Genomic DNA, 26,341 nt, shown 5'->3' with positions numbered 1-26,341 from the left:
GGTCAGCGGTTCGGCTCGTCGGTCGGGGCGGCGGCCGGCTGGTCGGCGGGGGTGTCGGTGGAGGTGTCGGTGGAGGTGTCGGCGGGAACGTCGACCTTGCCCAGGCGGGTGGCGCCCTCGGCGTCGCGCGTCGCCCCGGCGGCCTCCTCCCGGGCCCGCTTGAGCGCCTCGGCGGGGTCCTCCAGCACCACGTCGGGCAGACCCGTGTCGTGCTGCTCGGGAGCGGGGCGCTCGGTCCTGCCCGCCCCGGGACCGTCGTTCTGGAAGGAGTTGAACATCGAGCCGAAACCCTTGAGCGCGTCGTTGAGCTCGCTCGGCACGATCCAGACCTTGTTCGCGTCGCCGCGGGCGATCTGCGGCAGCGTCTGCAGGTACTGGTAGGCCAGCAGCTTCGGGTCAGGGTCGCCGCGGTGGATCGCGTCGAACACCTGGGTGATGGCCTTCGCCTCACCCTGCGAGCGCAGGATCGCGGCCTGGGCCGACCCCTCGGCCCGCAGGATCGAGGACTGCTTCTCGCCCTCGGCCGTCAGGATCTGCGACTGCTTGAGCCCCTCGGCGTTCAGGATCGCCGCGCGCCGGTCGCGTTCGGCGCGCATCTGCTTCTCCATGGAGTCCTGGACGCTGGCCGGCGGGTCGATCGCCTTGAGCTCCACGCGGTTCACGCGGATGCCCCAGCGGCCGGTGGCCTCGTCGAGCACCCCGCGCAGCTGGCCGTTGATCTGGTCACGGCTGGTCAGGGTCTGCTCGAGGTCCAGGGACCCGATGACGTTGCGCAGGGTCGTGACGGTGAGCTGCTCGATGCCCTGGATGTAGTTGGCGATCTCGTACGTCGCCGACTTCGGGTCGGTCGGCTGGTAGTAGATGACGGTGTCGATGCTCACCACGAGGTTGTCGGAGGTGATGACCGGCTGCGGCGGGAACGAGACGACCTGCTCGCGCAGGTCGACGTTGGCGCGGACCTTGTCGATGAAGGGGACGAGGAAGTGCAGCCCGGCCTCCAGCGTCCGCGAGTACCGCCCCAGCCGTTCGACGATCACCGCCGTGGCCTGCGGCACGATGCGGATCGTGCGGATGATGACCGTCACCACGAACAGGATGACGAGCACCAGCACGACGAGGGTCACGACGTTGTCCATCAGGGCTCCGGGATCTGCGTCGGGGCGGGTGGTGCGGGAGGTTCCGGCAGGGGGCCGACCACGGCCGTGGCGCCGTCGATGGCGGTGACCACGACGTCCTCGCCGACGTCGAAGACCGCCCCGGTCGAGCGGGCCGACCACGTCTCGCCCACGAGCTTGACCTGCCCACCGCGCGCGGTGACCTCGGCCAGCACCATCGCCGGGCGCCCGATGAGCGCCGGGGTGTTCGTCGTGCCGCTCGGCGGCATCCGCAACCGGCGCAGCAGGATCGGCCGGATGGTGCCGATGAGCAGGGCGGCCACGACGGCCGCCACGAGCACCTGCCCGACGAAACCCAGCCCCGCGGCGTCGGCGAGGGCGCCGGCGAGCGCCCCGCCGGCCAGCATGGCGAAGACGAGGTCGATCGCGGTGATCTCGAGGATCCCCAGGACCAGCGCGGCGGCGATCCAGATGAGCCAGCTGCGGTCCAGCAGCGCGTCCAGGAACTCCATCGTGATCACCCCCTGCGGCGGATCCTACCCACGCCCACCGGCAGGGAGCCGACCGCGACACCGACGAGGACCCCCACGACCGTGCCCGCGGTGTTCATGGCCCAGTCGTCGGTCGTGCAGGAACGGCCCAGGGCGGGCACGGCCGCCTGCACGGCCTCGACCCCCGCCGACAGCGCCGACCCGCCGAGGACGACGAGCACGGGCCGGCGCAGCAGCAGGACGCCGAACACCGCGGCGGGCACGAACAGCGCGACGTTGGCCAGCAGCTCGACGCTGCCGAGGGAGGGCAGCGTGAAGCCGGCCTGGCACCACTGCTCGGCGCGGCGCCCGCGCCCGTCGGGGGCCAGGGTCAGCCCCACGACGGGCAGCAGCGCAGCGGCGAACAGCCACGCCGCCGCCCGGGGGCGACGGCGCACGGCCAGTCCCCAGGGCCGCGCACGCCACGACGAGCAGCAGCAGGGCCACGGGCACGGCCGCGGCGTGCTCGACCAGGAAGGTCGGTAGCGCCCCCACGCCGCGTTCAGTCCTGCCCGTACTCGCTCAGCGGCGGGCAGGAGCAGACGAGGTTGCGGTCCCCGGCGGCGCCGTCGATGCGCCGCACCGGCGGCCAGTACTTCGCCCGCGGGTCCATGCCGTTCGGGTAGACCGCCTCGGTGCGCGAGTACGGGTGGTCCCAGTCCCCCACGAGCGCGGCGGCCGTGTGCGGGGCGTGGCGCAGCGGGGAGTCCTCCACGGCCCAGCGGCCCTCGGCGATCTCGCGCACCTCCGCGGCGATGGCGAGCATCGCGTCGCAGAACCGGTCGAGCTCGGCGAGGTCCTCGCTCTCGGTCGGTTCGACCATGAGGGTCCCCACGACGGGGAACGACATCGTCGGGGCGTGGAACCCGTGGTCGACGAGGCGCTTGGCGACGTCGTCGACCGTGACGCCCGTGGCCTTGGTCATCGGCCGCAGGTCCAGGATGCACTCGTGGGCCACGAGCCCGCCCGGCCCGCGGTACAGGACGGGGAACGCCTCGGACAGCCGGGCCGCGACGTAGTTGGCCGACAGGACGGCCTGGACGGTCGCGGCGCGCAGCCCGTCGGGGCCCATGAGGCGCAGGTAGGCCCACGGGATCGGCAGGATCCCCGCCGAACCGTACGGGGCGGCCGAGACCATCCCCACCCCGCCGGCGTCGGGGGCGGTGGAGGGCAGGAACGGCGCGAGGTGGGAGCGGACCGCGACGGGCCCGACGCCGGGGCCGCCACCGCCGTGCGGGATGCAGAACGTCTTGTGCAGGTTCAGGTGCGAGACGTCGGCGCCGAACTTGCCGGGCCGGGCCAGGCCGACGAGGGCGTTGAGGTTCGCGCCGTCGACGTAGACCTGCCCACCGGCGTCGTGGACGAGCCCGCAGACCTCGCGGATCGACTCCTCGTACACCCCGTGCGTGGAGGGGTAGGTGACCATGAGCGCGGCCAGGTCGTGGGCGTGCTCGGACACCTTGGCGCGCAGGTCGTCCAGGTCGACGTTGCCGGCCTCGTCGCAGGCCACGACGACGACCTTCAGCCCGGCCATGACGGCGCTGGCGGCGTTCGTGCCGTGCGCGGAGCTGGGGATGAGGCAGACCGAGCGCTCCCCGTGGCCCTGGGCCACGTGGTAGGCGCGGATGGCCAGCAGCCCGGCGAACTCCCCCTGCGAACCGGCGTTGGGCTGCAGCGAGACCGCGTCGTAGCCGGTGACCTCGGCGAGCCAGCGCTCGAGGTCGGCGACGAGCTCGGCCGTCCCCGCGAGCTGGTCGGCGGGGGCGTACGGGTGCAGGTCGGCGAACTCGGGCCAGGAGATCGGCTCCAGCTCGGTCGTGGCGTTGAGCTTCATCGTGCACGAGCCCAGCGGGATGGCCCCGCGGTCCAGGGCGTAGTCGGCGTCGGACAGCCGGCGCAGGTAGCGCAGCATCGCCGTCTCGGAGCGGTGCTGCGAGAACACTGGGTGCGTCAGGTACTCCGACGTGCGGCGCAGGGCCGCGGGCAGCGCGGGTTCGGCGCTCACCTCGGCGGGGTCCAGGCCGAACCCGGCCAGGGCCGCCGCGACGTGGGCGTCGGTGGTCGTCTCGTCGACCGTGAGCCCGACGTGGTCGGCGTCGACGAACCGCAGGTTCACCCCGGCGGCCACCGCGGCGTCGACGACGGCGCGCGCCCGGCCCGGGACCCGGGTCAGGACCGTGTCGAAGAAGGCGTCGTGGACGACCTCGACGCCGCCCGCCCGCAGGGTCTGCGCGAGCGCGGCGGCGCGGCGGGCGACCTGGGCCCCGATGGCGCGCAACCCCTCCGGGCCGTGCCAGACGGCGTAGCAGCCGGCCATCACGGCCAGCAGGACCTGGGCGGTGCAGATGTTGGAGGTGGCCTTGTCGCGGCGGATGTGCTGCTCGCGGGTCTGCAGCGCCAGGCGGTAGGCCGGGTTGCCGTCGGCGTCGACGGAGACCCCGACGAGCCGGCCGGGCAGGGACCGCTCCAGGCCCTTGCGCACGGCCATGTACGCCGCGTGCGGACCACCGGCGCCCATCGGGACGCCGAAGCGCTGGCTGGAGCCCACGGCGACGTCGGCGCCGAACTCGCCCGGTGCGACGAGCTGGGTCAGCGCGAGCAGGTCGGCGGCGGCCACGGCGACGGCCCCGCGGGCGTGGGCGTCGGCCACGACGGGCGCGAGGTCGCGGACCTTGCCCGAAGCGCCCGGGTACTGCACGAGCAGGCCGAAGACCGCGTCCAGACCGGCCAGCGGCTCGGGGGCGTCGAGGTCGACGACGGCCAGCTCCAGCCCCAGCGGCAGCGCACGGGTGCGCAGGACCGCGAGGGTCTGCGGCAGGACGTCGGCGTCGACGGCGAAGACGGCACCGGCGGGGGCCTTGGACGTCCGGCGCGCCAGCGTCATGGCCTCGGCGGCGGCGGTGCCCTCGTCGAGCAGGGAGGCGTTGGCGATCGCCAGGCCCGTCAGGTCGGTGACCGCGGTCTGGAAGTTCAGCAGGGCCTCCAGCCGCCCCTGGGAGATCTCCGGCTGGTACGGCGTGTACGCCGTGTACCAGGCCGGGTCCTCCAGGACGTTGCGGCGCACCACGGCCGGGGTGCGGGTGCCGACGTACCCGAGACCGATCATCGAGGGGACCACGCGGTTCTTCGCGGCCAGCGCGCGCAGCGCGGCCGTCACCGACGTCTCGTCGAGCGCCTCGGGCAGGTCGAGCACGCCGTCGCGGATCCCCGCGGGCACGGCCCGGTCCACGAGGTCGTCGAGGGAGTCCAGGCCCACGACGGACAGCATCCGGGCCACGGCCGCGGCGTCCGGGCCGATGTGGCGGGCGCTGAACGGCAGGGCCGCCGGTTCGGGGGTGAACTCGGGCAGTTCGGTGGCGGGGACGGACGGCGAGGACATCGGCTCTCCGGAGGTCGTGGACTGGGTGGACCTCCCCGTCTGTCACCCACCCGCGGGTGAGCTCCAGAGCGGCCAACCCCACGTGGTCCTTCCGCCTGAGAGGTTCCGGGGATGTTGCCCCTTCGGCGCCCCGATCGGTCAGGATCGGGATCTCTCCCACACGAGGTGAACGGCCAGCCTCCACTCTACGGGTTCGGCGCGCCGCTATGGTCTGCGCCGTGATCAGCCTCGCCGTCTGCAGCGCCAAGGGCGGGGTGGGCAAGACCTCCGTCGTCCTCGGGCTCGCCTCGGCCGCCCTCCACCGCGGCACCAGCGCCCTCGTCGTCGACCTGGACCCCCAGGCGGACGCCACGTCCGGCCTGGACGTGACGGCCCAGCGGGCCCACGACGTGGCCGCGGTCCTGTCGGCCCCCAAGCGCAGGGTCGCCGAGGAGGCCGTCGCGCCCAGCGGCTGGGTCGACGACCACCCCGGTCTGCTCGACGTGCTGACGGGCTCGGACGCCTCGGCCGGCCTGGACACCCCCGACGCGGACGAGGAGACGCTGAAGTCGTTGCGGCGCGCGCTGAAGAAGCTCGACGACCACGCGCTGGCCCTGCTCGACACCCCGCCCTCGCTCAACGGCCTGACGCGCTCGGCGTGGCGGGCGGCCGACGCCGTCCTCGTCGTCTCCGACGCCAGCCGGTTCTCCGTCGCCGCCGTGGACCGCACGGTGCGGGAGGTGCGCGCCCTGCGGCAGGCCCCCCGGATCGTCGGCATCCAGGTCAACCGCTTCACCCCGCGCTCGGGCGAGCAGAGGTTCCGGTACGAGGAGCTGCGGGCGCTGTTCGGCGACCTCGTCCTGGAGCCCCTGCCCGACCGGGTGTCGGTGCCGCAGTCGCAGGGCGCCGGCGTCCCCCTGCACGCGCTGAGGACCCGGACGGCCAGAACGCTTGCGGGGCAGTTCGACAGCATCCTGGACCGGGTGCTCGCCCCCGCGTGAGGGAACCGTTCCGGGGTGCGGTACGTCCAAGGTGCGGGATGATCCGCGAGCGTCTACCGTCCTGAGACGGCGTGCGCCCGGGGAACACCCCCGTTGGTGCCGCCCCCGCTCTGCCCGCGCACGCTGCGGGTCCTAGGAGGTCCTGTGACGTCGTCCAACACCCCCCTCGAAGCCGGCCAGCCCACCTCCCGCGCGCCACGCCTCGTGCGCCCCGCCCGACCGGCCGGTGCCGTCCCCGCGCCCGTGCGCCTGCCGGCCACCGACCCCGAGTCCGACCGCATCACCGGCCTCGTCCAGCGCCTGCGGGCGCAGTGGACCCGCTCGGGCGCGGACATCGCCACCCGCCTGCGCCCCGGCGTCGACGACGCCCGCCTGGACGCCGTGGAACGCCAGCTGGGCCTGCTCCTGCCCCGCGGGGCGCGTGCCTGGTGGCGGGCGATCGACGGGGTCGACCCCGTCCGCACCGCCTACCGCACCAGCGCCCCCAGCGTCGGCCCCGGCGGCTGGGTCCCGCTGACCCTCGAGGAGGCCCTGCGACGGGCCAGCGGGCAGGGCCCCGGACTCGCCGCCCCGCCGGCGCTGCTGCCCCTGTTCGCCCGCGACGAGGAGCTGATCGCCGTCCGGCTCGGCAGCAGCCGGGCCGTCGCCGAGCAGATCGTGCTGGCCGACGACGGGGAGGGCTACCAGCACTCCTGGCGCGTCGGGCTCGACGAACTGCTCGGCGCCTGGGCGGACTCGCTGCTGGCCGCGGTGATCTGGCTGCCCGACGCCCACGACTGGGTGAGCGACCCCTTCGCCATGCAGGCCCTCCCCCGCCGCGAGTTGGTGGAATAGGAGCTGGTCCAGGCGGCGACGTTCGCGCCGGACGCTCAGAACGACGAACGGCCCTTGGGATCCGCCAGGATCCAGGGGCCGCTCGTCGTTCTGAGCGTCCGGCGCGAACACGTGGAGCCGCCCGGACCAGCGACCAGAAGGTTCAGCCCGCTTCGCGGGCGGCGCGGCGGCGGGACAGCTCGTCGGCCAGGACCATCGGGTCCTGCCCCTCCTGGGGCTGCTCGCGGTCGGCGGGGCGTTCGCTGGGCAGCGAGGCGAGCTCACCCTCGACCTCGCGCCACACGCGGCCGACGGCGATGCCGAAGACGCCCTGACCGCCCTGGACGAGATCTATGACCTCGTCGGCCGAGGTGCACTCGTAGACGCTGGCCCCGTCGGACATGAGGGTGATCTGCGCGAGGTCCTCGACACCGCGTTCGCGCAGGTGGGTCACGGCCGAGCGGATCTGGTGCAGCGAGACGCCGGTGTCCAGGAGCCGCTTGACGACCTTCAGGACCAGGATGTCGCGGAAGCCGTAGAGCCGCTGCGACCCCGATCCGGAGGCACTGCGCACGCTGGGCTCGACCAGGCCGGTGCGGGCCCAGTAGTCGAGCTGGCGGTAGGTGATCCCGGCGGCCTTGCACGCGGTCTGCCCGCGGTAGCCGACCTCGTCGTCGAGGTCCGGCAGGTCCTCGGCGAACAACAGACCCTGCGCACGCGCGGGTCGGGACACCTTCCGCGACCCTGCGACTGTGTCGCCACTGCTCACGCCGGCCTCCTCGTCATCGCCACCCGACGGGAGTTCGACCGGGAGCGTCCTGCACACTGACCGTAGAAGAGCACCCCCGGAGCGTCAACGAGGCGCGCGGCGCGGCGTGCGCCGTGACCCGTTCGTGACCCGGACGGCCCTGTTCGCCTCGTCCTACTGCTCTCCCGCCCCGGACTCGAAGTCCTCGGGCGAGATGTGGTCGAGGAACTCGCGGAACTTCTCGACCTCGTCCTCGTCCTCGTCGGGGACCGGGACGCCGCCCGAGTCCAGGACGCCTTCGGCGCTGACGATCGGGCACCCGACCCGCAGGGCGAGCGCGATGGCGTCCGACGTGCGCGAGCTGACCGTCAGGCCCCCGTCGAAGGCGAGTTCGGCGTAGTAGACGTTGTCCTTGACCGCGACGATCCGCACCTCCTCGAGGCGGCGGCCGACGGCCTCGATGACGTCCTTGAGCAGGTCGTGGGTCAGCGGCCGGGGCGGCACGACCCCCTGCTGGGCGAAGGCGATGGCGCTGGCTTCCGGGGCACCGATCCAGATCGGCAGGTACCGGTCGCCGTCGCGCTCGCGCAGCAGCACGATCGGGTTGTTGGAAGGCATCTCGACCCTGACGCCGATGACATCGAGCGCACGCACGGGTTCACCGTACCCCCGAACGGGGCCGGGGGCGGATCAGCGCGTGCCGCGCCCCAGGGCGCCGGCCACGAGCGCGGTGTGCAGCCGCAGGCAGGCGGCGGCGATCTCGCGGGTCACCTGGTCGGCGCGCGCGGCCTGCTCGGCCGAACCGGAGCGTTGCCCCGAACGCTGCAGCGGCGCCGCGACCTGCTCGGCGAGGGCGACCTCGCGGTCGGCCGCCGAGCGGAAGATCCGCAGGTGGCGCGCCTCGATGCCGTGGGCGGACAGGTCCGCGGCGGCCCGCAGGACCTCCAGGGCCTCCCCGTCGTACCAGGGACCACCAGGGGCGGGTGACAGGACCCCGAAGCCCTCCAGGGCGTCGAGGAGGTCGGCCTCCACGCCGGACTCGCGCAGCAGTTCGCTGCGGGTCAGCCGCAGCCTGGCGGCGTGCCCGTCGAAGCGGTCGGCTCCCGGTACGCCCGTGACGGCCGGTGCCCCCGGCACGCGCGGGGCGGCGTCCACCGGTTCGGGGAGCTCAAGTCCGCGGTCGAGCGCCTCGAGGTTCTCCCGGATCACCTTCAGCGGCAGGTAGTGGTCGCGCTGGGCGGACAGCACGTACCGCAGCCGGTCGACGTCGTCGGAGGAGAACTTGCGGTAGCCGGCCGCGGTGCGTCCCGGCTCGACGAGACCCTGCTCCTCGAGGAAGCGGATCTTGGAGATGGTGAGGTCGTCGAACTCGGGGCTGAGGATCGCCATGACCTCCCCGATGGTCATGCGCGGGAGGCTGGGGTCCAGCCGACGGGCTCCGGCGGCGCTCACGAGCGGCCCGCCACGCGGGGGCTGGGGTGGAACTCCAGGCGGTACTTGCCGATCTGCACCTCGTCGCCCGCGCTCAGCAGGACGTCGTCGATGCGCTCGCGGTTGACGTACGTGCCGTTGAGGCTGCCGACGTCGCGCACCCGGAACCCCGGGCCCGTCGCCGGGTCGGGCGCGCGCAGGAACTCAGCGTGCTTGCGCGAGACCGTGACGTCGTCGAGGAAGATGTCGCTCGTCTGGTGCCGCCCCGCGGAGGTCCGCTCGGCGTCGAGCAGGAAGCGCGACCCGGCGTTCGGCCCGCGACGGACCACGAGCAGCGCCGACCCGGCGGGCAGCGCCTCGATGGCCTCGGTGTCGTCGCTGGTCAGCCCGCGGTCGGCGGCCTCGTGGACCTCCGGGACGGCGAGCCCGGCGAAGGACATCGTGGAGTCGACGGGACGTTCGGGAGCGGGACGGTCCGGGGCGGTCCCCTCGTCCGGCCGGTCGCTCGGCCCACCGGTCGGCTCGGAACCCGGCGCAGACATCGACACCCACCTCTCGCTGATGGTGCACGTGAGCACGGTCTGCCGACCGGTCGTCACGTTCGGAACTTCGTAGGCCACCCTAGCCGGGGTCGACGCGCAGGTCAGCCCGCGTGTCGCGCGTGTTCGCCCGGGCGGGGGCCGTGGACGGTCGCGGGCGTCAGCCGACGTGCGCGGCGTAGGCCGCCGCGTCGAGCAGCCCCTCGACCTGCGCGGCGTCGTCCGGGGTGAGGGTGAACATCCAGCCGTCGCCGTAGGGGTCGGTGTTGACGAGGTCCGGGCGGGTCTCCAGCCCGGGGTTGTGCGCCGTGACCGTGCCCGAGACGGGTGCGGTGATGTCGCTGACGCTCTTGGTCGACTCGACCTCGCCGCAGGAACCGCCCGCGCTGACCGTCTCCCCCTCGGCCGGCAGCGAGACGTAGACGACGTCACCGAGCTGGTCCTGGGCGTGGTCGGTGATGCCGACGCGCACGGTGCCGTCGGCCTCGACGCGCACCCACTCGTGCTCGCTGGTGTACCGCAGGTCGGCGGGGACGTTCGACATGGTGCGGAGGGCTCCTCGGGAAGGGGGGTGCGTCACGGCGCCGGTGACGCCGGGCGAGCGTACTGAGGCGCCGAGACGGCGTGCAAGGCGGTCACCCGCACACCGTCGGGGCCGGGGGCCTGGTCCACGACGAGGTCGGCTCCGGCCGAGCGCAGCGTCTCGCGGACCCCGCCGGGGATGTCCATGGCCGTGGCCAGGGTCGAGGGGTCGCCGACGACCGTCACGACGTACGGGGACCGTTGCAGCACGCCGTCGACGAGCACCCCGCCGCTGCCGTCCGTGAACGCCGTCTGGGCCACGACCCGCGCGGTCCCGACCTGGACGGCCTCGGCCCCGGAGTCGCGCAGCTCTTGGACGAGCTGGATGAGGTTCGTCGAGCGCAGCTTCGCGCCGGGATCGGTGATCGTCGCCACGATGCCCGGTCCGTGCGCGGCCAGGGTTCCGGCGAGCAGCCCGTACTCCTGGGCGCGCGCGGCGGCGGCGTCCGCGGCGGCCTGGGCCTGGTCCGAGCCCTGCGTCAGCCGCTGCCGCGTGGCCTGCAGGTCCTGCACCTCCCCCGCGAGCCGGTCGCCGCGTTCGGTGGTGTCGTCCAGGATCCGCACGAGGTCGCTCTCGCGCAGGTCGGCCAGCCCCGACACGTTCGTCTGCCGCACCTGCACGACGACCCCGAAGCCGAGGGCGGCGCACAGGACCCCCGCCAGGAGCTGGCCCCGGGTGGCGCGCGGGCCCGCGGCGCGCCACAACCGCCGCCACGGGTTCGCGCGGGGGCCGGGCGCCGGTGCGGTCCCGGGTGCGGGGGTCGGTGCGGGCGTGCTCATGCGTTGAACAGGTGCCGCCGGATGGCTGCGACGTTGGAGAAGATGCGGACGCCGAGGACGACCACGACGCCCGTCGACAGCTGCGAACCGACGCCGAGCTGGTCGCCGAGGTAGACGATGAGGGCGGCCACGACCGCGTTGGAGGCGAAGGAGACGACGAAGACCTTGTCGTCGAAGATCCCGTCGAGCACGGCCCGCAACCCGCCGAAGACGGCGTCGAGGGCCGCCACGACGGCGATCGGCAGGTAGGGCTGCAGGGCCACCGGCACCTCGGGGTGCAGGAGCACCCCGACGACGACGCCCACGACGAGCCCGAGGGCTGCGATCACCGGCCCGACCCTCCGTCCGCGCGCTCCGCACGACGTCCCAGGGGTCCGCGGGGTCTGCGGGGTGTCGACGGCCTGCGGGCGCCGACGCGCCGATCCTCGTCCACGACGCGGAACCCTACTGGCCCTGCGGCTGCGCGAACCGGACCTCGAGCCGCGCGGCGGGCAGCTCGAGGTGGTCGGCGGTCGAGACCCGGGTGCGGATGCCGTAGTTGTCGCGCAGGACCTGCAGGTAGCGCCCGGCCACCGACGTCGCGAACGCCGTCTGCACCGCGGCGGGGTCCCCGACGGCCGAGACGGTGTACGGCAGGGTCAGGGGCCGGTAGTCGACGAGGACGGCCTGACCGGCGGCCCGGATGGAGGACAGGGCGCCGAGCCGCTGCCCGTTGATCGCCACGGCCTCGGCCCCCGAGGCCCACAGGCCGTTGACGACGAGCTGGACGTCGCGGTCCACGACGCGGCCCGAGGTGCCGCCCGCCTCGGCGGCCGTGGGCGCGTCGTCGAGGACGACCTGCACGCCCGGTCCCGTGACGGCCGTCGCGGCGGCGGCGACCTCGAGCCCGGCGGACCGCGCGTCGGCCGACGCGGCGGGCGCGCCGCCGAGCTGCGCGGCGAGCCGGGCGTTGCCGGCCTGCAGCTCGGCGGCCTGCGCGGCGAGGGCGTCGGCGCGGGCGGTGCCGTCCTCGATGCGCTGCGCGAGCTGGGCCCGGCCCCGGTCGGCGGCCGGTTCGGCGGCCGCGGCCCGGATCCCGGCGGCCGCGAAGAGCGCGCCGATGGCGCACAGCGCCGCGACCGTCACGACGCGGTGCCGGCGGGCGGGCGGCTCCCCGGACTCGGCCCGGCGGCGTGCCGCGGCGGCGTAGCCGGGGTCCAGGGGCCGGGTCATGACCTCGGTGAGCAGCCGCGTGCTCGCGGCGGGGTCGCGGTCGGGGTCGAAGTGGACGGGGAGCCGGGGCAGCCTCACCGGCAGCTTCAGGGGCGGTTTCACGGGCGGTGCTCGGCCCGCCACAGCTGGGCGACCTGCCGGACGTAGAGGATGCCCGCCCACCAGTACAACCCGGTGCCCCACAGGGCGAAGGCCCAGCCGAGCGCCCCCGCGACGAGGGCGAGGGTCTGCGAGAGCTCGCCCAGCAGCAGCAGCGGGAAGGCGTAGAGCAGGCAGAACGTGCCGGCCTTGCCGAGGAAGTGCACGGGCAGGGCGCTGTGGCCGAGGCGGGCGAGCACCGGCAGCGTGCAGACCATCGTGGCGTCGCGGGCGACGAGGACGAGGACGAGCCACCAGGGGATGAGCCCGCGGTAGGCCAGGCCGAGCAGCGTCGTGAGGATGTAGAGGCGGTCGGCGAAGGGGTCGAGCACCTGCCCGAGCCGGGTGACCTGGTTCCAGCGGCGGGCGAGGTTGCCGTCGAGGTAGTCGCTGGCCCCGCTGACGGCGAGGACGGCCAGCGCCCAGCCGTCCTGCCCGTCGACGATGAGGACGGCGAAGACGGGGACGAGCAGCAGCCGCAGGGCGCTCAGCGCGTTGGGGACCGTCAGGACCCGGGTGCTGACGACCTGCTCGCCCGCCGTCACCACCGTGGTCCCGCCCCTCACCGTTCGTCCGTCCGGACGAGCAGCCTACGACCCGGCCGGGGTGAGGTCGTTCGTCAGGCGTACAGTCGGAGTGTTGCCCGACACCTGTCGAACACATGATCAGAGGAGATCCCATGGCCACCTACGACCTCGCCGACCGCTCGGCGATCGTCACCGGCGGCGGTTCCGGCATCGGCCGCGCCGTCGCCCTCGAACTGGCGCGCGGCGGCGCCGCCGTCCTCGTCGCCGACCTGTCCGGCGAGGCCGCCGAACGCGTCGCCGCCGAGATCACCGCTGCCGGCGGCACCGCACGGGCGTTCGCCGGGAACGTCGCCGAGTACGACACCAACGTCGCGATGGTCGCCGCCGCCGGTGAGCTGGCGCCGCTGAAGGTCGCCGTCAACAACGCCGGCATCGGCGGCGAGGCCGTGCCGGTCGCCGAGTACTCCCTGGAGTCCTGGCACAAGGTCATCGACGTCAACCTCAACGCGGTGTTCTACGGCCTCAAGGCGCAGATCCCCGCGATGCTCGCCGCGGGCGGCGGTTCCATCGTGAACATGGCCTCGGTGCTCGGCAGCGTCGGCATCCAGGCGTCCAGCGCCTACGTCACCTCCAAGCACGCCGTCGTCGGCCTGACGAAGACCGCCGCGCTGGAGTACTCGGGCCGGGGCGTGCGCGTCAACGCGATCGGCCCGGGGTTCATCAGCACCCCCCTGCTGGACGCGAACCTGACCGACGACGCCAAGACCGCCCTCGCCGCCCAGCACGCCACCGGCCGGCTCGGGACGCCCGAGGAGGTCGCGGCCCTGACCGCGTTCCTGGCCAGCGACGCCGCGAGCTTCGTGACGGGGTCCTACCACCTCGTCGACGGCGGGTACGCCGCCCACTGACCTCCGGACCCCGCCGAAGGCACACCTCCCGCCCTCCTCCAGCGGTTTCGGAGGCGGGAGGTGTGCCTTCGGCGCGGTGGTGACCGCTCAGAGGTCGGCGAGGGCCTTCAGGACGCGCTCGTCGCTCACGGGGTGGGCCGTGGGGACGCCCGGCGCGAACTTCTGCAGGCGCAGTTCCTCCAGGGTCCAGCGGATCCGGGCCAGGTCCGGCGGCACCGGCTCCCCCGCGCGCCGCACCCGGGCGGCCCACTCGTCCCGGACGCGGGCGAACTCGGCCATCCGCACCCGGTCGCGCTGCGGGTTGTCCGGCATCGTCGCGAGCCGGCGGTCGATCCCCTGCAGGTAGCGCAGCAGGTCCGGCAGCCGGTCGACCCCCGTCTCGGCCACGAACCCCGCGTGCACGAGCCCGGTGAACTGCTCCCGGACGTCGGCCAGCGAGGGGACGAGGACCAGGCTGGAGGTGCGGGAGATGTTCTTCTCGACCGCCGCGGCCGTGCGCAGGACCCGCAGCGTCCGGTCGACGGCGGTCGCGGTGAGGTCCGCGAACCGCGGCCGCACGGTCTGCACGAGACGCTCGAACTCCTCGGCGGAACGGACGTCGGCCCCGTGCGCCGCGTCGAGCAGCTGCGCGGCCGCGGCGTGCGCGGCGTCGGCGACGACCGCGGCCGCGTTCCCGTGCGGGGCGCGGGCCAGCAGCAGCTTCGCGTCGTTCGCCAGTCCGTCCAGGACGGCCTTCGCGGGTGAGGGCAGCGCCAGCAGCAGCAGGCGCAGCACGCCCTCGCGGTGCGCGGTCCGGGCCTGCCCGACGCTCGGGAACGTGCGCAACCCCACGCTGGTGCCCTCGTCCACCAGGGCCGGGAACGAGGTGACGTCGCTGCCGCGCACCACGCTGGTGTGGGTGGTCTCGATGCGCGCGGGCAGGTTCGCCCACGACGTCTCCCCCGTGCGCTGCACCTCGTCGGCGGCCGCCGTCAGGGTCTCCTCGACGGTCGACTCCAGCTGCGCGCGCAGCCGCGGGAAGTCCTTGCCCGCGGCGATGACCGACCCGTCGGCGCCGCGGACGCGGAACGTCGGGCGCAGGTGGCCGGGGACCTTGGACCAGTCGACGTCCTGCTCGTAGATCTCGGTGCCGTCCCCCAGCCGCGGCAGCTCGCGCTCCCACGCGGGCCAGAACTGCTCGTGGTGCGGCTGGACCCGCTCGAGGAAGCGGGCGGCCTTGTCCGGTGCGGGGGCGAGGTTCTTGCGCAGTTCCTTGGGCAGCGCGCGGATCATGGCCGTCACGAGGTCGAGCCGGAAACCGGGGACCTGCCACAGCAGGTCGCGGTCGTCGAAGCGGTTGACGACCTCGACGGGCACGTCGACGCTCACCCCGTCCGCGGCCGAACCGGGGTCGAAGACGTACTCCAGCGCGAGGTCGAGGTCCCCCTGGCGCCAGGTCAGGGGGAACTGCTCCTCGCTGACCACGTCCTCCTCGGTGACCAGCATGGCCGGGTCGAACGTGAGCAGGTCGGGGTCGGTGCGCCGGGCGTCCTTCCACCAGGCGTCGAAGTGCCGGCCGGAGACGACGTCGGCGGGCACCCGCGCGTCGTAGAACGCGAAGAGCACCTCGTCGTCGACGACGATGTCGCGGCGGCGGGCGCGGTTCTCCAGCTCCTCGGCCTCGGCGAGCAGTTCGCGGTTGCGGTGGAAGAACGCGTGCCGGGTCTCGAAGTCGCCCTCCACGAGGGCGTTGCGCAGGAACAGGTCCCGCGACAGTTCGGGGTCGATGCCGCCGTAGGGCACGGTCCGGGAGGCGACGACGGGGACCCCGTAGAGGGTGACGCGCTCGTTGGCGACGACGGCGGCCCGCTTGCGCGACCAGCGGGGTTCGGAGTGTGTGCGCTTGACGACGTGCTCGGCCAGCGGCTCGATCCAGCGCGGGTCGATGCCGGCGACGACGCGCGCCCACAACCGCGACGTCTCGACCAGTTCGGCGGCCACGACCCAGTCGGGGTTCTTGCGGCCCAGCGCCGACCCGGGCGAGACCGCGAACTTCGCCCCGCGGGCGCCGGTGTACTCCACCTGCTGGCGCCGGGACTCGCGGCGGGGTTCACGGCGGGGTTCGCGGCGCGAACCCCCGGCCTCCTCGCGGACGTCCTTGAGCCCGATGTTGCCCAGCAGCCCCGAGAGCAGGGAGCGGTGCACGGCGTCGGCGTCGTAACCGGGGTCGGGGAACAGCTCCCCCTCGCCGGGTTCTGCGGACTCGGGCCGCTCGACGCCGAACCCCAGGTCCCGCACGACGCGACGCAGCTGGGAGTAGGTGTCCTGCCACTCCCGGATGCGCAGGAAGTGCAGCATCTCGGCCTTGACCCGCCGCCGGAACGCCGAGCTGGACAGGTCGGCCTGCAGGTGCTGCAGGTACGACCACAGGTTCAGGTACGTCAGGAAGTCGGAGTTCTCGTGGCGGAACCTGGCGTGCAGCTGGGCGGCCCGTTCGCGCTGCTCCAGCGGCCGCTCGCGCGGGTCCTGCACCGACAGGGCCGCGACGACGACGAGGACGTCGCGCAGGCAGCCGTTGCGCTGGGCCTCCAGCACCATCCGCCCCAGCCGCGGGTCGATCGGCAGCTTCGCCAGGTCGCGCCCGGTGCGCGTCAGGCGCGGGACCCCGCGGTCGGTGGGCCGGGCCTGCTCGAGCGCGCCCAGTTCGGCCAGCAGGTCCAGACCGTCGGTGATCGCCCGCCGCTCGGGCGGTTCGACGAAGGGGAACGCCGCGATGTCGCCCAGCCCGAGGGAGGCCATCTGCAGGATGACGGCGGCCAGGTTGGTCCGCAGGATCTCGGGGTCGGTGAACTCCGGGCGGGACTCGTAGTCGGCCTGCGAGTACAGGCGGATGCAGATCCCGTCGGCGACACGGCCGCAGCGCCCGGCGCGCTGGTTCGCCGAGGCCTGCGAGATCCGTTCCACGGGGAGGCGCTGCACCTTCGTGCGGTGCGAGTACCGGGAGATGCGCGCGGTCCCGGCGTCGACGACGTACCGGATCCCGGGGACCGTCAGCGACGTCTCGGCGACGTTGGTGGCCAGCACGATCCGCCGGTTGCCGTGCGGGCGGAACACGCGGTGCTGCTCCTCGGCGGACAACCGCGCGAACAGCGGCAGGATCTCGGTGCCGCGGAAGTCCCGCTCCTTCACGAGGTCCCCGAGGGCCTCGGCGGTGTCGCGGATCTCCCGTTCCCCGGGCAGGAACACGAGGACGTCCCCCGGCCCCTCGGCACCGAGTTCGCGCACGGCGTCGAGGATCGCCTCGGTCTGGTCGCGGTCGTCGCCCACGAGCTGCTCGAGCGCGTCGTCACCGGCGTCGAGGGTCTCGCCCTCCTCCAGGTCCTCGCCGAGCAGTTCCTCGGCGAGCTCGGCGGCCAGCAGGGGCCGGTAGCGGACCTCGACGGGGTAGGTGCGGCCGGAGACCTCCAGGATCGGCGCCCCGCCGAAGTGCCGGGAGAACCGTTCGGGGTCGATGGTCGCCGAGGTGATGACGAGCTTCAGCTCGGGCCGGCGCGGCAGGAGCTGGGCGAGGTAGCCGAGGAGGAAGTCGATCGTGAGGCTGCGTTCGTGCGCCTCGTCGACGATGAGGGTGTCGTACTGCAGCAGCTCGGGGTCGCGCTGGATCTCGGCCAGCAGGATCCCGTCGGTCATGACCTTGACGAGGGAGTCCTCCCCGACGGTGTCGGTGAACCGCACGGCGTAGCCGACGGTCCCGCCGAGCTCGGTCCCCAGTTCCTCGGCGACGCGTTCGGCGACGGCGCGGGCGGCGATGCGCCGGGGCTGGGTGTGCCCGATCCGGCCGCGCACCCCGCGGCCGATCTCGAGGCAGACCTTGGGCAGCTGGGTGGTCTTGCCGGACCCCGTCTCACCGGCCACGACGATCACCTGGTGCTCGCGCAGGGCGTCGGCGATGCGGTCCTTCTCCTGGCTGACCGGCAGCTGCTCGGGGTAGTGCACCGCGGGCACGCTCGCCGCCCGGCGCGCGGTGCGGGCCTCGGCGGTGGCGGTGAGCTCCTCCAGGGCGGGCAGCTCGGACTCGAAGGCCTCGGCGGGGCGCCGGGCGAGGCCGGCGAGCCGGCGGCGGACCCGGTCCTCGTCACGCAGCGAGACCCCGGCCAGGCGCTGGGCGAGGGCGTGCGCGCGCGGGTCGTCCGGCAGGGCGCGGGCGCCGGGTCCGGGACGTCGCGGCGAGCCGTCGCGGGAGGGGCGGTGGCGGGAGGCGGGACGCTGGCGTCGCGACGTGGGACCGGACATGGCCCGTCGAGTCTAGGTCCTGACAGGACTCACTCACCTGATCGGACTACGCGCTCACGCTCTGTAGAGACACGTTCGGACCATTTTCCGCGACTGTCCTTGTCCCGCAGCACTCGGACGGGTGAAGCTCGTCACGGCCGTCACGGGGAGCGACGGCCGATCGTCGTCCTGGGGGGAAGACCATGACCGTTCTCGCAGCCACCGCCACCCGCCGCGTCGTCGGCGCCGCCGCCACCCTGGCCCTGGGCGCCGGCCTCGCCGCCGCCACCACCGGCACCGCCGAGGCCGCCACCGGCAGCTCCACCCGGGCGCGGGCCGTCAGCGTCGACAGCACCGTCGTCGTCTCCGCCGACGGCCTCAGCGTCCGCAGCGCGGTGAGCGCCTCGACCGACGACACCTACGTCGAGTCGCGCCTGACCGGACGCCTCACGCTCGCCTGCTTCGCCGGGGGCCAGGTCGTGCGCGGGTCGGGTTCCGACGGCGGCGTCGTCGTCACGGGCGACCTCGCCGGTGCCCCCTGGTACGACAACGGCTACCTCGTCGACGCGGTCGCCCCCGCCGGCACCACCTCCGTCTCCGCGCCCGTCGTGCTCAAGAACGTGCTGCGCGACCGCGCCGGGGACCTGGCCGCCAAGCCCTGCGCCGCGGGCCAGACCGCGGGCTTCTACCGCTACCGGGTCACGGGTCTCGCCTCCCAGCGCCACGCCTTCGACGGCACCGTCGTGGCGCACGACGCGAGCTGGCGCGCGGTGTCGTACTACTTCCCGGCCCCCGCGGCCTGAGTCAGCGCTGCCCGGCCCCCGCGGCCCGCACGGCCCCGGCGAACCACGCGACGTCGCTGACGACGGCGCTGTGCGTACCCAGCACCCGCAGCGCCGCGTCGTGGTTCGCGGGGTCCTCGGCGGCGCAGGCGTCGGCCAGGACGACGACGCGCAGACCGTGCGTGAAGGCGCTGCCCGCGGTCTCCAGGACGCAGCAGTCGGTGGTCAGCCCGGCCACCGCGACCCACGAGGTGCCCCGCAGGTCCCGGGCCAGGGTCGTCCCGGCGAAACCGTCGTAGGTGCGCTTGTCGACGACGACCTCACCGTCCGCCGGTCCCACCCCGTACCACTCGATGCCGTCGGTGCCCTCGACGCACGGTTCCCACGCGTTGGGCCACGGGTCGTCCGGCCCCAGGCCCCGCAGCCAGTTCGAGGCCGGCCACGGGTCGTCCGCCCGGACCCGCAACCGGCACCAGACGACGCCGAACCCGCCGGAGCGGGCGGCCTCGACCGCCTGCCCGACCCGCCGCACCGCGGCCGCGACGGCCTGCCGGCCGGCGGGGTCCACGTGGGTGAGGAACCGCGGGTCGGCGAAGGAGCGCTGCACGTCGACCACGAGCAGCGCCCCGGGGGTCCCGGCCAGGGCGTCGAGCCGCGGGTCGGGCACGGGGTCGTTCACGGGGTCGTCCCGGAGGCCGCGCGCAGCGCCGGCAGGACCCGTTCGCCGAAGACGGGCAGGTCCCGCAGGTAGTCGGGGAAGATCAGCATGACCCCGTCCAGGCCGGTGTCCTCGACGTGCGCCAGGACCTGCTCGGTCACCGACTCCGCCCCGCCGACGACGACGGCGGTCTGGAAGGCCTCGTGGGCCTCGTCACCGGCGGTCATCGACATCGCCCGTTCCAGGGGCAGGCCCCAGGACAGCTTCATGTTCGTGACGGCCTCGGCGTCGTAGCCGCGGCCGTACTCCAGGAACGTCTCGCGCGCCGCCGCGTCGGACGCGCCGAGCACGACGGTCAGCATCGCGTAGGTGCGGATCGTGCGGCCGTGCTCGGCCGCGTGGGCCTTCACCTCGTCGTTGGCCACCCGCAGCCCGGGCAGGTCGGCGGCGGTGAGGAACGAGCCGTCGCAGTGCGCGGCCTGGAACCGCAGCCCCGCCGGTGAGCGGCCCGCGGAGATGACCCGTGGGCGGCGCGCCGGGTGCGGGCGCGACTGGCAGTCGTCGAGGGTGAAGAACTCGCCGTGGTGGGTGACGGAGTCCTGCGTCCAGAGCCGCTCGAGGACCTCCAGCCACTCCTCGGTGTAGCGGTAGCGGTCGTCGTGGCTGAAGTCGGCGCGCCACTGCCCCATCTGGGAGAACTCGTGCTCGTAGGCCCCCACGACCAGGTTCACCCCGCACCGCCCGTCCGAGACCTGGTCGAGCGTGGCGAGCATCTTGGCCACCAGCGCCGGGTGGAAGAGGTTGGTGTGCACGGTGGTCCACAGGGCGATGCGTTCGGTGGCCTCGGCCAGCGCCGACGTCGTCGTCAGCGACTCCAGGGTCTGACCCCAGTGGTCGGTCCGGCCGCCGTACCCGCGCCACTTGGCCATGGACATGACGAAGTCCAGACCGAGCCGTTCGGCGACGAGGGTGATCTCGCGGTTGTCGGCGTACGTGGCCCGCGGGTGCGGGGCCGTCTCGGACATGATCCAGCCGCCGTTGCCGACGGGCAGGAAGATCCCGTACTCCTTGGCGCTCGCCCCGGCGTTCACGAGGCGGTCCTCACGGGACCGGCCAGACGAGCTGCCCGTCGGCGTACAGCGAGGGGACGAGGTCGGGCACGACGACCTTCGACAGGTCCGGCACGGCGTCGATCTGCCGCTGCTGCACGAGGAAGTCCCCCTCGGTCCGCACGGAGGCGTCGTCGATCTGGCCGAGGACCTGCCCCGACGGCAGCGAGCCGTCGACGAGCTTCGTCTCGGTCTGCCAGACCTGGACGTTGTGCTCGCTGTCGTACCCGGCCTGGGAGAGCTTCGCGGCGTCGGCGACGCACTCGGCGGCGTGGTCCTCGCAGTACGCGTACGCCTTGAGCTGGGCGCGCAGGAAGTCCTCCACGGCGCTGCGGTGCGCGGCCAGGAACGCCGGGTTCACGATCGTGGTCGCCATCGACCCCGGGACGCCGTAGTCCTCGGGGTTCCACTCGGTGATCTTCTCCCCCTTGGCGGCCAGGGTCAGCGGTTCGTTGGACTTGTACCCGGTCAGCGACTGGACCTGCCCGCGGACCAGGACCGTGGGGTCGTAGCCGACGACGACCTGCTTGACCTTCGACAGGTCGACGCCGTTCGCGCGCAGCATGGCCTCGATGGTCACCGGCAGCGCGCCCTTCTGCCCCAGCGTCGTCCCCTCGAGCTGCTTGAGGTCCGTGATGTCGGGCTTCGTCATGAGGGTCGCCACGGGCACGTGCCCGAACATCGCCACGGCCTGCACGTCGACGCCGTTGGCGACGTTGACGAGCACGTCGCCGTTGCCGGCGATGGAGGAGATCTGCGCGGTGCCCGCCGCGACGAGCTGGGCGTTCTGCGCCGTCTCCCCCGTGCCGGGCTGGATCGCGACGTCGAGGCACACGTCGTCGAAGTAGCCGAGCGCCTTCGCCGCGATCGGGTCCAGGATGCTGGCCGAGGCCTGGTACTGGAACCCGGTGACGTAGGTGATCTTCCCGGCGCCCTCGTTGTCCTCGCAGCGTTGAGCGCTGACGGCCGAGCCGCGGCTGCCGGTCGGGGTGGAACCCCCGCCCGCGCCGTCGTCGGACCCGCCGCAGCCGGCGAGCAGCAGGGCGGCGGCCCCGAGGGCGAGGGCGGTACGCAGGCGGTCCACGAGTTCTCCCGGGTCTCTCAGCGGTGGTTCTGGGACTCGTGCCACGACAGCGCACGACGTTCGACGGTGGTGACGAGCAGCAGCATGAGCGAGCCCATCAGCGCCAGGCAGGCGATGGCGGCGAACACCCGGTCCAGCTGGGAGTTCGAGCTGGCGATGGAGATGAGCGTGCCCAGGCCGGACTGGGCCCCCGCGGCCGAGAACTCGGCGACGATGGCCCCGACGAGGGAGAGCGGGAAGACGACCCGCAGCGCCGAGAACAGGTAGGGCAGGGCGCTGGGGAACCGCAGGCGCAGCAGCACGTCGAGCCGGGAGGCGTCGACCGTGCGGAACACCTGCAGCACGTGCCGGTCCACCGACCGCAGTCCGGTGACGGTGTTCATCAGGACGGGGAAGAACGTGATCAGACCCGTCACGATGAGCTTGGGGGTCATCCCGAAACCGAACGCCACCACCAGGGCCGGGGCGATCGCCACGACGGGGGTGACGTTGAGGATGACCGCCAGCGGGGTCAGCCCCCGGCGCAGCAGGGAGGACTCGCAGATCGCCACGGCGACGACGACGGCCGCGAGCGTGCCGAGCAGCAGACCCAGCAACGCCTCCTGCAACGTCGTCCACGCGTTGGTGACGTACAGGTCGGGCTGGTCGAGGAACTGCCGCCCGACGCTCGGCAGCGTCGGCAGGACGTAGGGGTTGTCCCGCGCGACCCACGTCCACAGCAGCGCGACGACGAGCAGCGCGAGGACCGTGGGGAGCCAGAACCTCGGGCGCCAGAACCCGGCCGCGCCCCTCACACCACGTCCCGCAGGGGGTTCCAGGCCGTCTCCAGGAGCTGGCGGACGCGGTGCTCGTGCTCGTGCATGGCCGCGGTGTCGAGCTGGTCGTGGTGCCGGGGGCGGTCCAGGTCGATGTCGACGACCCCCGCGACGCGACCGGGCGCGGCGGCCATGACGACGACGGTGTCGGACAGCAGCACGGCCTCGGCGATGGAGTGGGTGACGAACACGACGGTCGTGCGCAGTTCCTGCCACACGTCGAGCAGCTGCAGCTGGGCGGACTCGCGCGTGAACTCGTCGAGGGCGGAGAACGGCTCGTCCATGAGCAGGACCTGCGGTTCGAGGGCGAAGGCGCGCGCCAGGGCCGTGCGCTGCTGCATGCCGCCGGACAGCTGCCGGGGACGGCGGTGCAGGACGTCGCCGAGCCCGAGGCGGGTCAGCAGGGCGACCGGGTCGGAGGCCAGGCCGCGCCGGGACTCGCGCCGGTTCCCGGGACGGTTGACCTTCTCCAGGACGCGGACGTTGTCCAGGACGTCGAGCCACGGCAGCAGGGCGGGTACCTGCGGGACGAAGCCGATCATCTTCGCGGCCCGGGCCTGCGCGGCGGTGCGACCGCAGATGCGCACGGCGCCGCCGTCGGGCTCCTCCAGGCCGGCGACGAGGCGCAGCAGGGTCGACTTGCCGCAGCCGGAGGGGCCGATGACGCTGACGAAGCGGCCGCGGGGCACCTGCAGGTCGACGTGGGCGAGGGCCCGGACGGCGCCCTGGCCGCTGCCGTAGGTCTTGCAGGCGTCGTGGACCGCCACGAAGGGCGCCTCGGACGTCTGCTCGGTGGACATGCGGTGACCTTACTCAGCGGTCGCGGCCGGCGAGGCCGGAGCCCCCGGGTGCTTGAAGCTTCGACCACGTCGTCCGCGCCGGGGACGGGGTCGGCCCACCCGGCGGTAGGGTGCTGGACGTGGACGCCCGGGCGCAGCGCAGTTTCGAGCGCCTGTCGGCGGCCGTGCTGGACCTGGCGGCCGAGCGCTCCCCCGAAACCCTGACGGTGGCCGAGATCGCCCGTGCCGCAGGCGTGCACCGCTCGACGTTCTACGAGCACAGCGATTCCCCGTCCGCCCTGCTGGGTGCGGTCCTGCGGGCCGAGCTCGACGACGCCCGCGAACGGCACCTGGCCGGCCCGGCCGAGCACGACTGGCAGGCCGCGGTCCGTTCCACGGTGGTGGAGGTCCTCGAGCACCTCGAACGGCACCGGGCGGTCTACCTGCGCAGCCTGGGCAGCCCGGCCGACGGGACGCTGCGGACCCTGCTGTCCGAGCACTTCCGCGCCTCGATCCTGCTGCTGTCGCGCCGGGGGGCGCTGCACCCCCCCGTCGCCGACCTGGAGCTCGTGGCGCGCTACGTCGCCGAGGGCACGGTGGGGGCGCTGTCGGCGTGGCTGGCCGGTGAGGGCCCGCGCGAGCCCGAGGCCTTCCTCGACGCCTACGCACAGCTCGTCCCGGCGTGGTGGCCGCTGCGCGCGGCGGTCTGAGCACCCACCTCGACGGCGCGCACCCCGGCGCGGCCCCGGGTGGCCACGGTGCCCGGCCCGACCGGCGCGACGGTGACGTGCGCCGGTGCGCAGCGGAAGCGACGAAACGCTCGAAACCGGCGCCCGGCCCGACGGAACGTCGCCCGTCGCCGCGTCCACGCCGCCGGCAGGACACGTCGGGAACCCCTTGCCCCGCAGAGCGTTGCCCGTACCCGCGGATTCCCCTAGCTTGACGACGGCCGGTCACGCGCTCCGCGGACCGGGCGCATGTCGCGAGGAGGCGTCGTGTCCGAACCACCCCCCACCGCACGTCACGAGGGCAGCACCGCGGCAGCGGCCGCCCCGGGCACCTCCGAGACCCGGCTGCGCGGCGGCGCGGTCGGGCTGGGGGGCGCCGTCGTCATGTCGGCCGCCCTCATGGGCCCGGCGGTCTCGGTCTACTTCAACCCGCAGCTGGTCGCCGGCTTCGCCGGGGCCGCCATGCCCCTGGTGATGGCCGCCTCGCTGATCGCCTCCCTCGTCGTGGCCAACGGCGTGGCCGCGATGTCGCGGGAGCTGCCCAGCGCCGGGGCCTTCTACACCTACGTCTCGCGCGGCATCGGGCCGCGGACGGGGTTCGTCACGGGCATCCTCATGTTCCTCAGCTACGCGCTGCTGGTGCCCGCCGAGCTGGCGCTCATCGGGGTCTACGCCCACGACGTCCTCGACGGGTACGGCCTGAGCCTGCCGTGGCCGGTCATCTCGCTGTTCTTCGCGGCGCTGATGCTCGCGCTGTCCTGGCGGGGCATCGCCGGGTCCCTGAAGACGGCGCTGACGCTGTTCTCCGTCGAGGTGGCCGTCATCGTCGTGCTGTCGGTCGTCGTGCTGCTGAAGGGGGGCGCCCAGGGCATCACCGCCGCCCCGTTCCTGCCCTCGTCCTCCCCCGACGGCCTGTCGGGGCTGGCCCTGGGCATGGTGTTCGGCGTCCTGTCCTTCGTGGGGTTCGAGTCCGCGGCCACCCTCGGCGAGGAGGTGCGCGAGCCCCGGCGCAACGTGCCGCGCGGGATCTTCGGCGCGGTCCTGCTCGTGGGCGTCATCTACCTGTTCACGACCTACGCCGAGATGATCGGGTTCGGGACCGACGGCGTCGACGCCCTGACGAGCGACACCGCGCCCATCACGACCCTGGCCCGGCAGTACGCCCCGTGGCTGGAACTGCTCGTCGGGCTGGCCGGGATCTCGAGCATCTTCGCGGTCGTCATGAACAGCCACAACGGCATCACCCGCATCGTCTTCGCCATGGGCCGCGAGCGGATGCTGCCGGAGCGGCTGGCGCGCGTGCACCCGCGGCACGGGACCCCCAGCACCGCGATCGTCGCCAACACGGTGTTCGCCGTGGCCGTGACGCTCGTGGTCGGTCTGGCGGTCGGGCCCTTCGAAACCTACGCCTACCTGGGCAGTCTCCTGACGCTGGCCATCATCCCCGTCTACGTCCTGACCAACGTGGCGTGCGTGCGGTTCTTCGCGACGACCGCGCGGGCCCGGCGCCGGACGGTGCCGCACGTCGTGCTGCCGGTCCTGGGCGTCCTGGTCATGCTCATCCCGGTCTACGGCCTCCTGTGGCCGGTCCCGGCGGCCCCCTACAACGCCTTCCCCTACGTCGTGCTGGCCACCGTCGTCATGTCCGCGGCGGTCGCCGCCGTCATCGGACGGCGCCGCCCGGAGGTCCTGGCCCGGGCCGGTGCCGTCCTGGCCGCCGGCGAGGTCGACGACGCGACGGCGCGGACCCCGGACGCGACGGAGCGCTCGCGTGGGTGAGCGGGAGCTGCCGACCGGCGTCACCGGACCGAACCTGGAGCTGGCCCGGGCCATGGTCGGCGCGGCGCGGCGGCGGGCGGGGGAACTGGGTGCGCTCGTGTCCGTCGTCGACGCCGGCGGGCACCTCGTCTGCTTCGAGCGCATGGACCGCGCCGAGATCGCCGGCCCGCACCTGGCCACCGGCAAGGCCGCGACGGCCGTGGCGCACCGCTGCGCCACCGCTGACCTGGCGGCCGCGTCCGCCGACGGCGGCGCCCTGGCGGGGCTGTCGGCCAGCGGCGCGGGCCGCTACGTCGTCTTCGCCGGGGGCCTGCCCCTGTGGTCGCCCGACGGGCGCGTGGTCGCCGGCGTGGGGGTCAGCGGGGGCAGCGCCGAGGAGGACGCGGCGTGCGCGCGGGCCGCCGCGGCGCTGTGGCCGGTGAGCCCGCCGGAAGCCGGCGCCGCCGGGTGAGCCGCGGCTCCCGCCGAGGGCCGGGCCCCGGCGGGAGCGGCGGGAACGACGAAGCGGGTGCCCACCGTGAGGTGGACACCCGCTGCGATCCGGTCGGGCTGACAGGATTTGAACCTGCGACCCCTTGACCCCCAGTCAAGTGCGCTACCAAGCTGCGCCACAGCCCGAATCTGTACTGCTGGAACTGCTGTACTGCTGGAACCACTGGTCCTACCCGGCCCCG

The 26,341-nt window shown here is 74.0% G+C and carries 26 protein-coding genes, 1 tRNA gene and 1 riboswitch; of the genes, 7 read left to right on the top strand and 20 right to left on the bottom strand.

What is annotated here, in order from left to right; genetic code table 11:
• Positions 1-2: 2 nt before the first annotated feature.
• The 4 genes from CLV37_RS00345 to gcvP form a co-directional block, all read right to left on the bottom strand.
• Positions 3-1,136 carry an SPFH domain-containing protein gene (locus CLV37_RS00345; protein WP_245885168.1) on the bottom strand — a complete coding sequence of 378 codons (1,134 nt, stop codon included), beginning with the start codon at positions 1,134-1,136 and terminating at the stop codon, positions 3-5.
• Positions 1,136-1,627, bottom strand: a complete 492-nt coding sequence (locus tag CLV37_RS00340; RefSeq protein WP_106207232.1) for an NfeD family protein — start codon at positions 1,625-1,627, stop codon at positions 1,136-1,138. Before CLV37_RS00340 ends, CLV37_RS00345 begins: the two co-directional genes overlap by 1 nt.
• 5 nt (positions 1,628-1,632) lie before the next feature.
• Positions 1,633-2,043, bottom strand: a complete 411-nt coding sequence (locus tag CLV37_RS00335; protein ID WP_170126977.1) for a VanZ family protein — start codon at positions 2,041-2,043, stop codon at positions 1,633-1,635.
• Positions 2,044-2,147: 104 nt separating this feature from the next.
• Entirely contained in the window at positions 2,148-5,024 is a 2,877-nt protein-coding gene (gene gcvP, locus CLV37_RS00330) for an aminomethyl-transferring glycine dehydrogenase (protein ID WP_106205905.1), read from the bottom strand.
• Between the two features lie 73 nt (positions 5,025-5,097).
• A riboswitch (glycine riboswitch) is annotated at positions 5,098-5,193 on the bottom strand.
• A 49-nt stretch (positions 5,194-5,242) separates the two neighbouring features.
• Between gcvP and CLV37_RS00325 the strand changes: the two genes are divergently transcribed.
• Positions 5,243-6,004, top strand: a complete 762-nt coding sequence (locus CLV37_RS00325) for a ParA family protein (RefSeq protein WP_170126976.1) — start codon at positions 5,243-5,245, stop codon at positions 6,002-6,004.
• Between the two features lie 144 nt (positions 6,005-6,148).
• Positions 6,149-6,838, top strand: a complete 690-nt coding sequence (locus CLV37_RS00320; protein WP_106205901.1) for an SMI1/KNR4 family protein — start codon at positions 6,149-6,151, stop codon at positions 6,836-6,838.
• Positions 6,839-6,980: 142 nt separating this feature from the next.
• Here CLV37_RS00320 and CLV37_RS00315 read toward each other — a convergent pair whose 3' ends face one another.
• From CLV37_RS00315 to clsA, 9 genes are all read right to left on the bottom strand, one after another.
• The gene (locus CLV37_RS00315) at positions 6,981-7,586 is read right to left on the bottom strand and encodes a MerR family transcriptional regulator (RefSeq protein WP_106205899.1); all 606 of its coding nucleotides are present in this window, start codon (positions 7,584-7,586) and stop codon (positions 6,981-6,983) included.
• Between the two features lie 153 nt (positions 7,587-7,739).
• The gene (locus CLV37_RS00310; protein WP_106205897.1) at positions 7,740-8,219 is read right to left on the bottom strand and encodes a bifunctional nuclease family protein; all 480 of its coding nucleotides are present in this window, start codon (positions 8,217-8,219) and stop codon (positions 7,740-7,742) included.
• Positions 8,220-8,255: 36 nt separating this feature from the next.
• The gene (ftsR, locus tag CLV37_RS00305; RefSeq protein WP_106207228.1) at positions 8,256-8,972 is read right to left on the bottom strand and encodes a transcriptional regulator FtsR; all 717 of its coding nucleotides are present in this window, start codon (positions 8,970-8,972) and stop codon (positions 8,256-8,258) included.
• A 41-nt stretch (positions 8,973-9,013) separates the two neighbouring features.
• On the bottom strand, positions 9,014-9,538 hold the full coding sequence (locus tag CLV37_RS00300; RefSeq protein WP_281260488.1) for an FHA domain-containing protein: 525 nt from the start codon (positions 9,536-9,538) through the stop codon (positions 9,014-9,016).
• A 157-nt stretch (positions 9,539-9,695) separates the two neighbouring features.
• Positions 9,696-10,079, bottom strand: a complete 384-nt coding sequence (gcvH, locus tag CLV37_RS00295) for a glycine cleavage system protein GcvH (protein WP_106205895.1) — start codon at positions 10,077-10,079, stop codon at positions 9,696-9,698.
• 32 nt (positions 10,080-10,111) lie between these two features.
• Complete coding sequence (locus CLV37_RS00290) at positions 10,112-10,897, bottom strand: DUF881 domain-containing protein (protein ID WP_106205893.1); 786 nt, start codon at positions 10,895-10,897, stop codon at positions 10,112-10,114.
• The gene (locus tag CLV37_RS00285) at positions 10,894-11,226 is read right to left on the bottom strand and encodes a small basic family protein (protein WP_106205891.1); all 333 of its coding nucleotides are present in this window, start codon (positions 11,224-11,226) and stop codon (positions 10,894-10,896) included. The genes CLV37_RS00290 and CLV37_RS00285 overlap by 4 nt, the downstream gene beginning before the upstream one ends.
• Positions 11,227-11,341: 115 nt before the next feature.
• Positions 11,342-12,211 (bottom strand): DUF881 domain-containing protein, encoded by an 870-nt coding sequence (locus CLV37_RS00280; protein ID WP_106205889.1) that lies wholly within the window; start codon positions 12,209-12,211, stop codon positions 11,342-11,344.
• A complete protein-coding gene (gene clsA / locus CLV37_RS00275; RefSeq protein WP_245885167.1) occupies positions 12,208-12,813 on the bottom strand; it encodes a cardiolipin synthase ClsA in 606 nt (201 codons plus the stop codon). Before clsA ends, CLV37_RS00280 begins: the two co-directional genes overlap by 4 nt.
• Before the next feature lie 113 nt (positions 12,814-12,926).
• On the opposite strand from clsA, the gene CLV37_RS00270 reads away from it, so the two are divergent.
• Positions 12,927-13,682, top strand: coding sequence for an SDR family NAD(P)-dependent oxidoreductase (locus tag CLV37_RS00270; RefSeq protein WP_106205885.1), 756 nt, complete (start codon positions 12,927-12,929; stop codon positions 13,680-13,682).
• Positions 13,683-13,769: 87 nt separating this feature from the next.
• On the opposite strand, the gene hrpA is transcribed toward CLV37_RS00270, so the two are convergent.
• Positions 13,770-17,954 carry an ATP-dependent RNA helicase HrpA gene (hrpA, locus tag CLV37_RS00265; protein ID WP_106205883.1) on the bottom strand — a complete coding sequence of 1,395 codons (4,185 nt, stop codon included), beginning with the start codon at positions 17,952-17,954 and terminating at the stop codon, positions 13,770-13,772.
• Between the two features lie 182 nt (positions 17,955-18,136).
• Between hrpA and CLV37_RS00260 the strand changes: the two genes are divergently transcribed.
• Entirely contained in the window at positions 18,137-18,736 is a 600-nt protein-coding gene (locus tag CLV37_RS00260; RefSeq protein WP_106205881.1) for a hypothetical protein, read from the top strand.
• 1 nt (position 18,737) lies between these two features.
• On the opposite strand, the gene CLV37_RS00255 is transcribed toward CLV37_RS00260, so the two are convergent.
• Genes CLV37_RS00255 through CLV37_RS00235 form a run of 5 tightly spaced genes read right to left on the bottom strand, consistent with a single transcriptional unit; the run spans position 18,738 to position 23,181 of the window.
• A complete protein-coding gene (locus CLV37_RS00255; protein ID WP_211298270.1) occupies positions 18,738-19,394 on the bottom strand; it encodes a cysteine hydrolase family protein in 657 nt (218 codons plus the stop codon).
• Positions 19,391-20,464 carry an LLM class flavin-dependent oxidoreductase gene (locus CLV37_RS00250; protein WP_245885166.1) on the bottom strand — a complete coding sequence of 358 codons (1,074 nt, stop codon included), beginning with the start codon at positions 20,462-20,464 and terminating at the stop codon, positions 19,391-19,393. The genes CLV37_RS00255 and CLV37_RS00250 overlap by 4 nt, the downstream gene beginning before the upstream one ends.
• Positions 20,465-20,474: 10 nt before the next feature.
• Entirely contained in the window at positions 20,475-21,566 is a 1,092-nt protein-coding gene (locus CLV37_RS00245; RefSeq protein ID WP_106205879.1) for an ABC transporter substrate-binding protein, read from the bottom strand.
• 17 nt (positions 21,567-21,583) lie between these two features.
• Entirely contained in the window at positions 21,584-22,360 is a 777-nt protein-coding gene (locus tag CLV37_RS00240; RefSeq protein WP_211298269.1) for an ABC transporter permease, read from the bottom strand.
• Entirely contained in the window at positions 22,357-23,181 is an 825-nt protein-coding gene (locus tag CLV37_RS00235) for an ABC transporter ATP-binding protein (RefSeq protein WP_106205877.1), read from the bottom strand. Before CLV37_RS00235 ends, CLV37_RS00240 begins: the two co-directional genes overlap by 4 nt.
• A gap of 119 nt (positions 23,182-23,300) precedes the next feature.
• Here CLV37_RS00235 and CLV37_RS00230 point away from each other — a divergent pair, with 119 nt between their 5' ends.
• The 3 genes from CLV37_RS00230 to CLV37_RS00220 all read left to right on the top strand — a co-directional run bounded on the left by CLV37_RS00230 (position 23,301) and on the right by CLV37_RS00220 (position 26,118).
• Positions 23,301-23,870 carry a TetR/AcrR family transcriptional regulator gene (locus CLV37_RS00230; RefSeq protein WP_170126975.1) on the top strand — a complete coding sequence of 190 codons (570 nt, stop codon included), beginning with the start codon at positions 23,301-23,303 and terminating at the stop codon, positions 23,868-23,870.
• A gap of 285 nt (positions 23,871-24,155) precedes the next feature.
• Complete coding sequence (locus tag CLV37_RS00225; RefSeq protein ID WP_170126974.1) at positions 24,156-25,667, top strand: APC family permease; 1,512 nt, start codon at positions 24,156-24,158, stop codon at positions 25,665-25,667.
• Complete coding sequence (locus CLV37_RS00220) at positions 25,660-26,118, top strand: GlcG/HbpS family heme-binding protein (protein WP_211298268.1); 459 nt, start codon at positions 25,660-25,662, stop codon at positions 26,116-26,118. Before CLV37_RS00225 ends, CLV37_RS00220 begins: the two co-directional genes overlap by 8 nt.
• Positions 26,119-26,211: 93 nt before the next feature.
• Here the strand turns inward: CLV37_RS00220 and CLV37_RS00215 are convergent.
• Positions 26,212-26,285, bottom strand: a tRNA-Pro gene (locus tag CLV37_RS00215).
• Between the last annotated feature and the right edge of the window lie 56 nt (positions 26,286-26,341).

It is taken from the genome of Kineococcus rhizosphaerae (genome assembly GCF_003002055.1).
In the GTDB taxonomy this organism is placed as follows: Bacteria; Actinomycetota; Actinomycetes; order Actinomycetales; family Kineococcaceae; genus Kineococcus; species Kineococcus rhizosphaerae.
This window is presented reverse-complemented; position numbering and strand designations above follow the sequence as displayed.

Coding starts and splice junctions, on each gene's coding strand:
- CLV37_RS00345 (WP_245885168.1), bottom strand. CDS start 1,136: ATGGACAACGTCGTGACCCTCGTCGTGCTGGTGCTCGTCATCCTGTTC.
- CLV37_RS00340 (WP_106207232.1), bottom strand. CDS start 1,627: ATGGAGTTCCTGGACGCGCTGCTGGACCGCAGCTGGCTCATCTGGATC.
- gcvP (WP_106205905.1), bottom strand. CDS start 5,024: ATGTCCTCGCCGTCCGTCCCCGCCACCGAACTGCCCGAGTTCACCCCC.
- ftsR (WP_106207228.1), bottom strand. CDS start 8,972: ATGACCATCGGGGAGGTCATGGCGATCCTCAGCCCCGAGTTCGACGAC.
- CLV37_RS00300 (WP_281260488.1), bottom strand. CDS start 9,538: ATGTCTGCGCCGGGTTCCGAGCCGACCGGTGGGCCGAGCGACCGGCCG.
- gcvH (WP_106205895.1), bottom strand. CDS start 10,079: ATGTCGAACGTCCCCGCCGACCTGCGGTACACCAGCGAGCACGAGTGG.
- CLV37_RS00290 (WP_106205893.1), bottom strand. CDS start 10,897: ATGAGCACGCCCGCACCGACCCCCGCACCCGGGACCGCACCGGCGCCC.
- CLV37_RS00270 (WP_106205885.1), top strand. CDS start 12,927: ATGGCCACCTACGACCTCGCCGACCGCTCGGCGATCGTCACCGGCGGC.
- hrpA (WP_106205883.1), bottom strand. CDS start 17,954: ATGTCCGGTCCCACGTCGCGACGCCAGCGTCCCGCCTCCCGCCACCGC.
- CLV37_RS00260 (WP_106205881.1), top strand. CDS start 18,137: ATGACCGTTCTCGCAGCCACCGCCACCCGCCGCGTCGTCGGCGCCGCC.
- CLV37_RS00235 (WP_106205877.1), bottom strand. CDS start 23,181: ATGTCCACCGAGCAGACGTCCGAGGCGCCCTTCGTGGCGGTCCACGAC.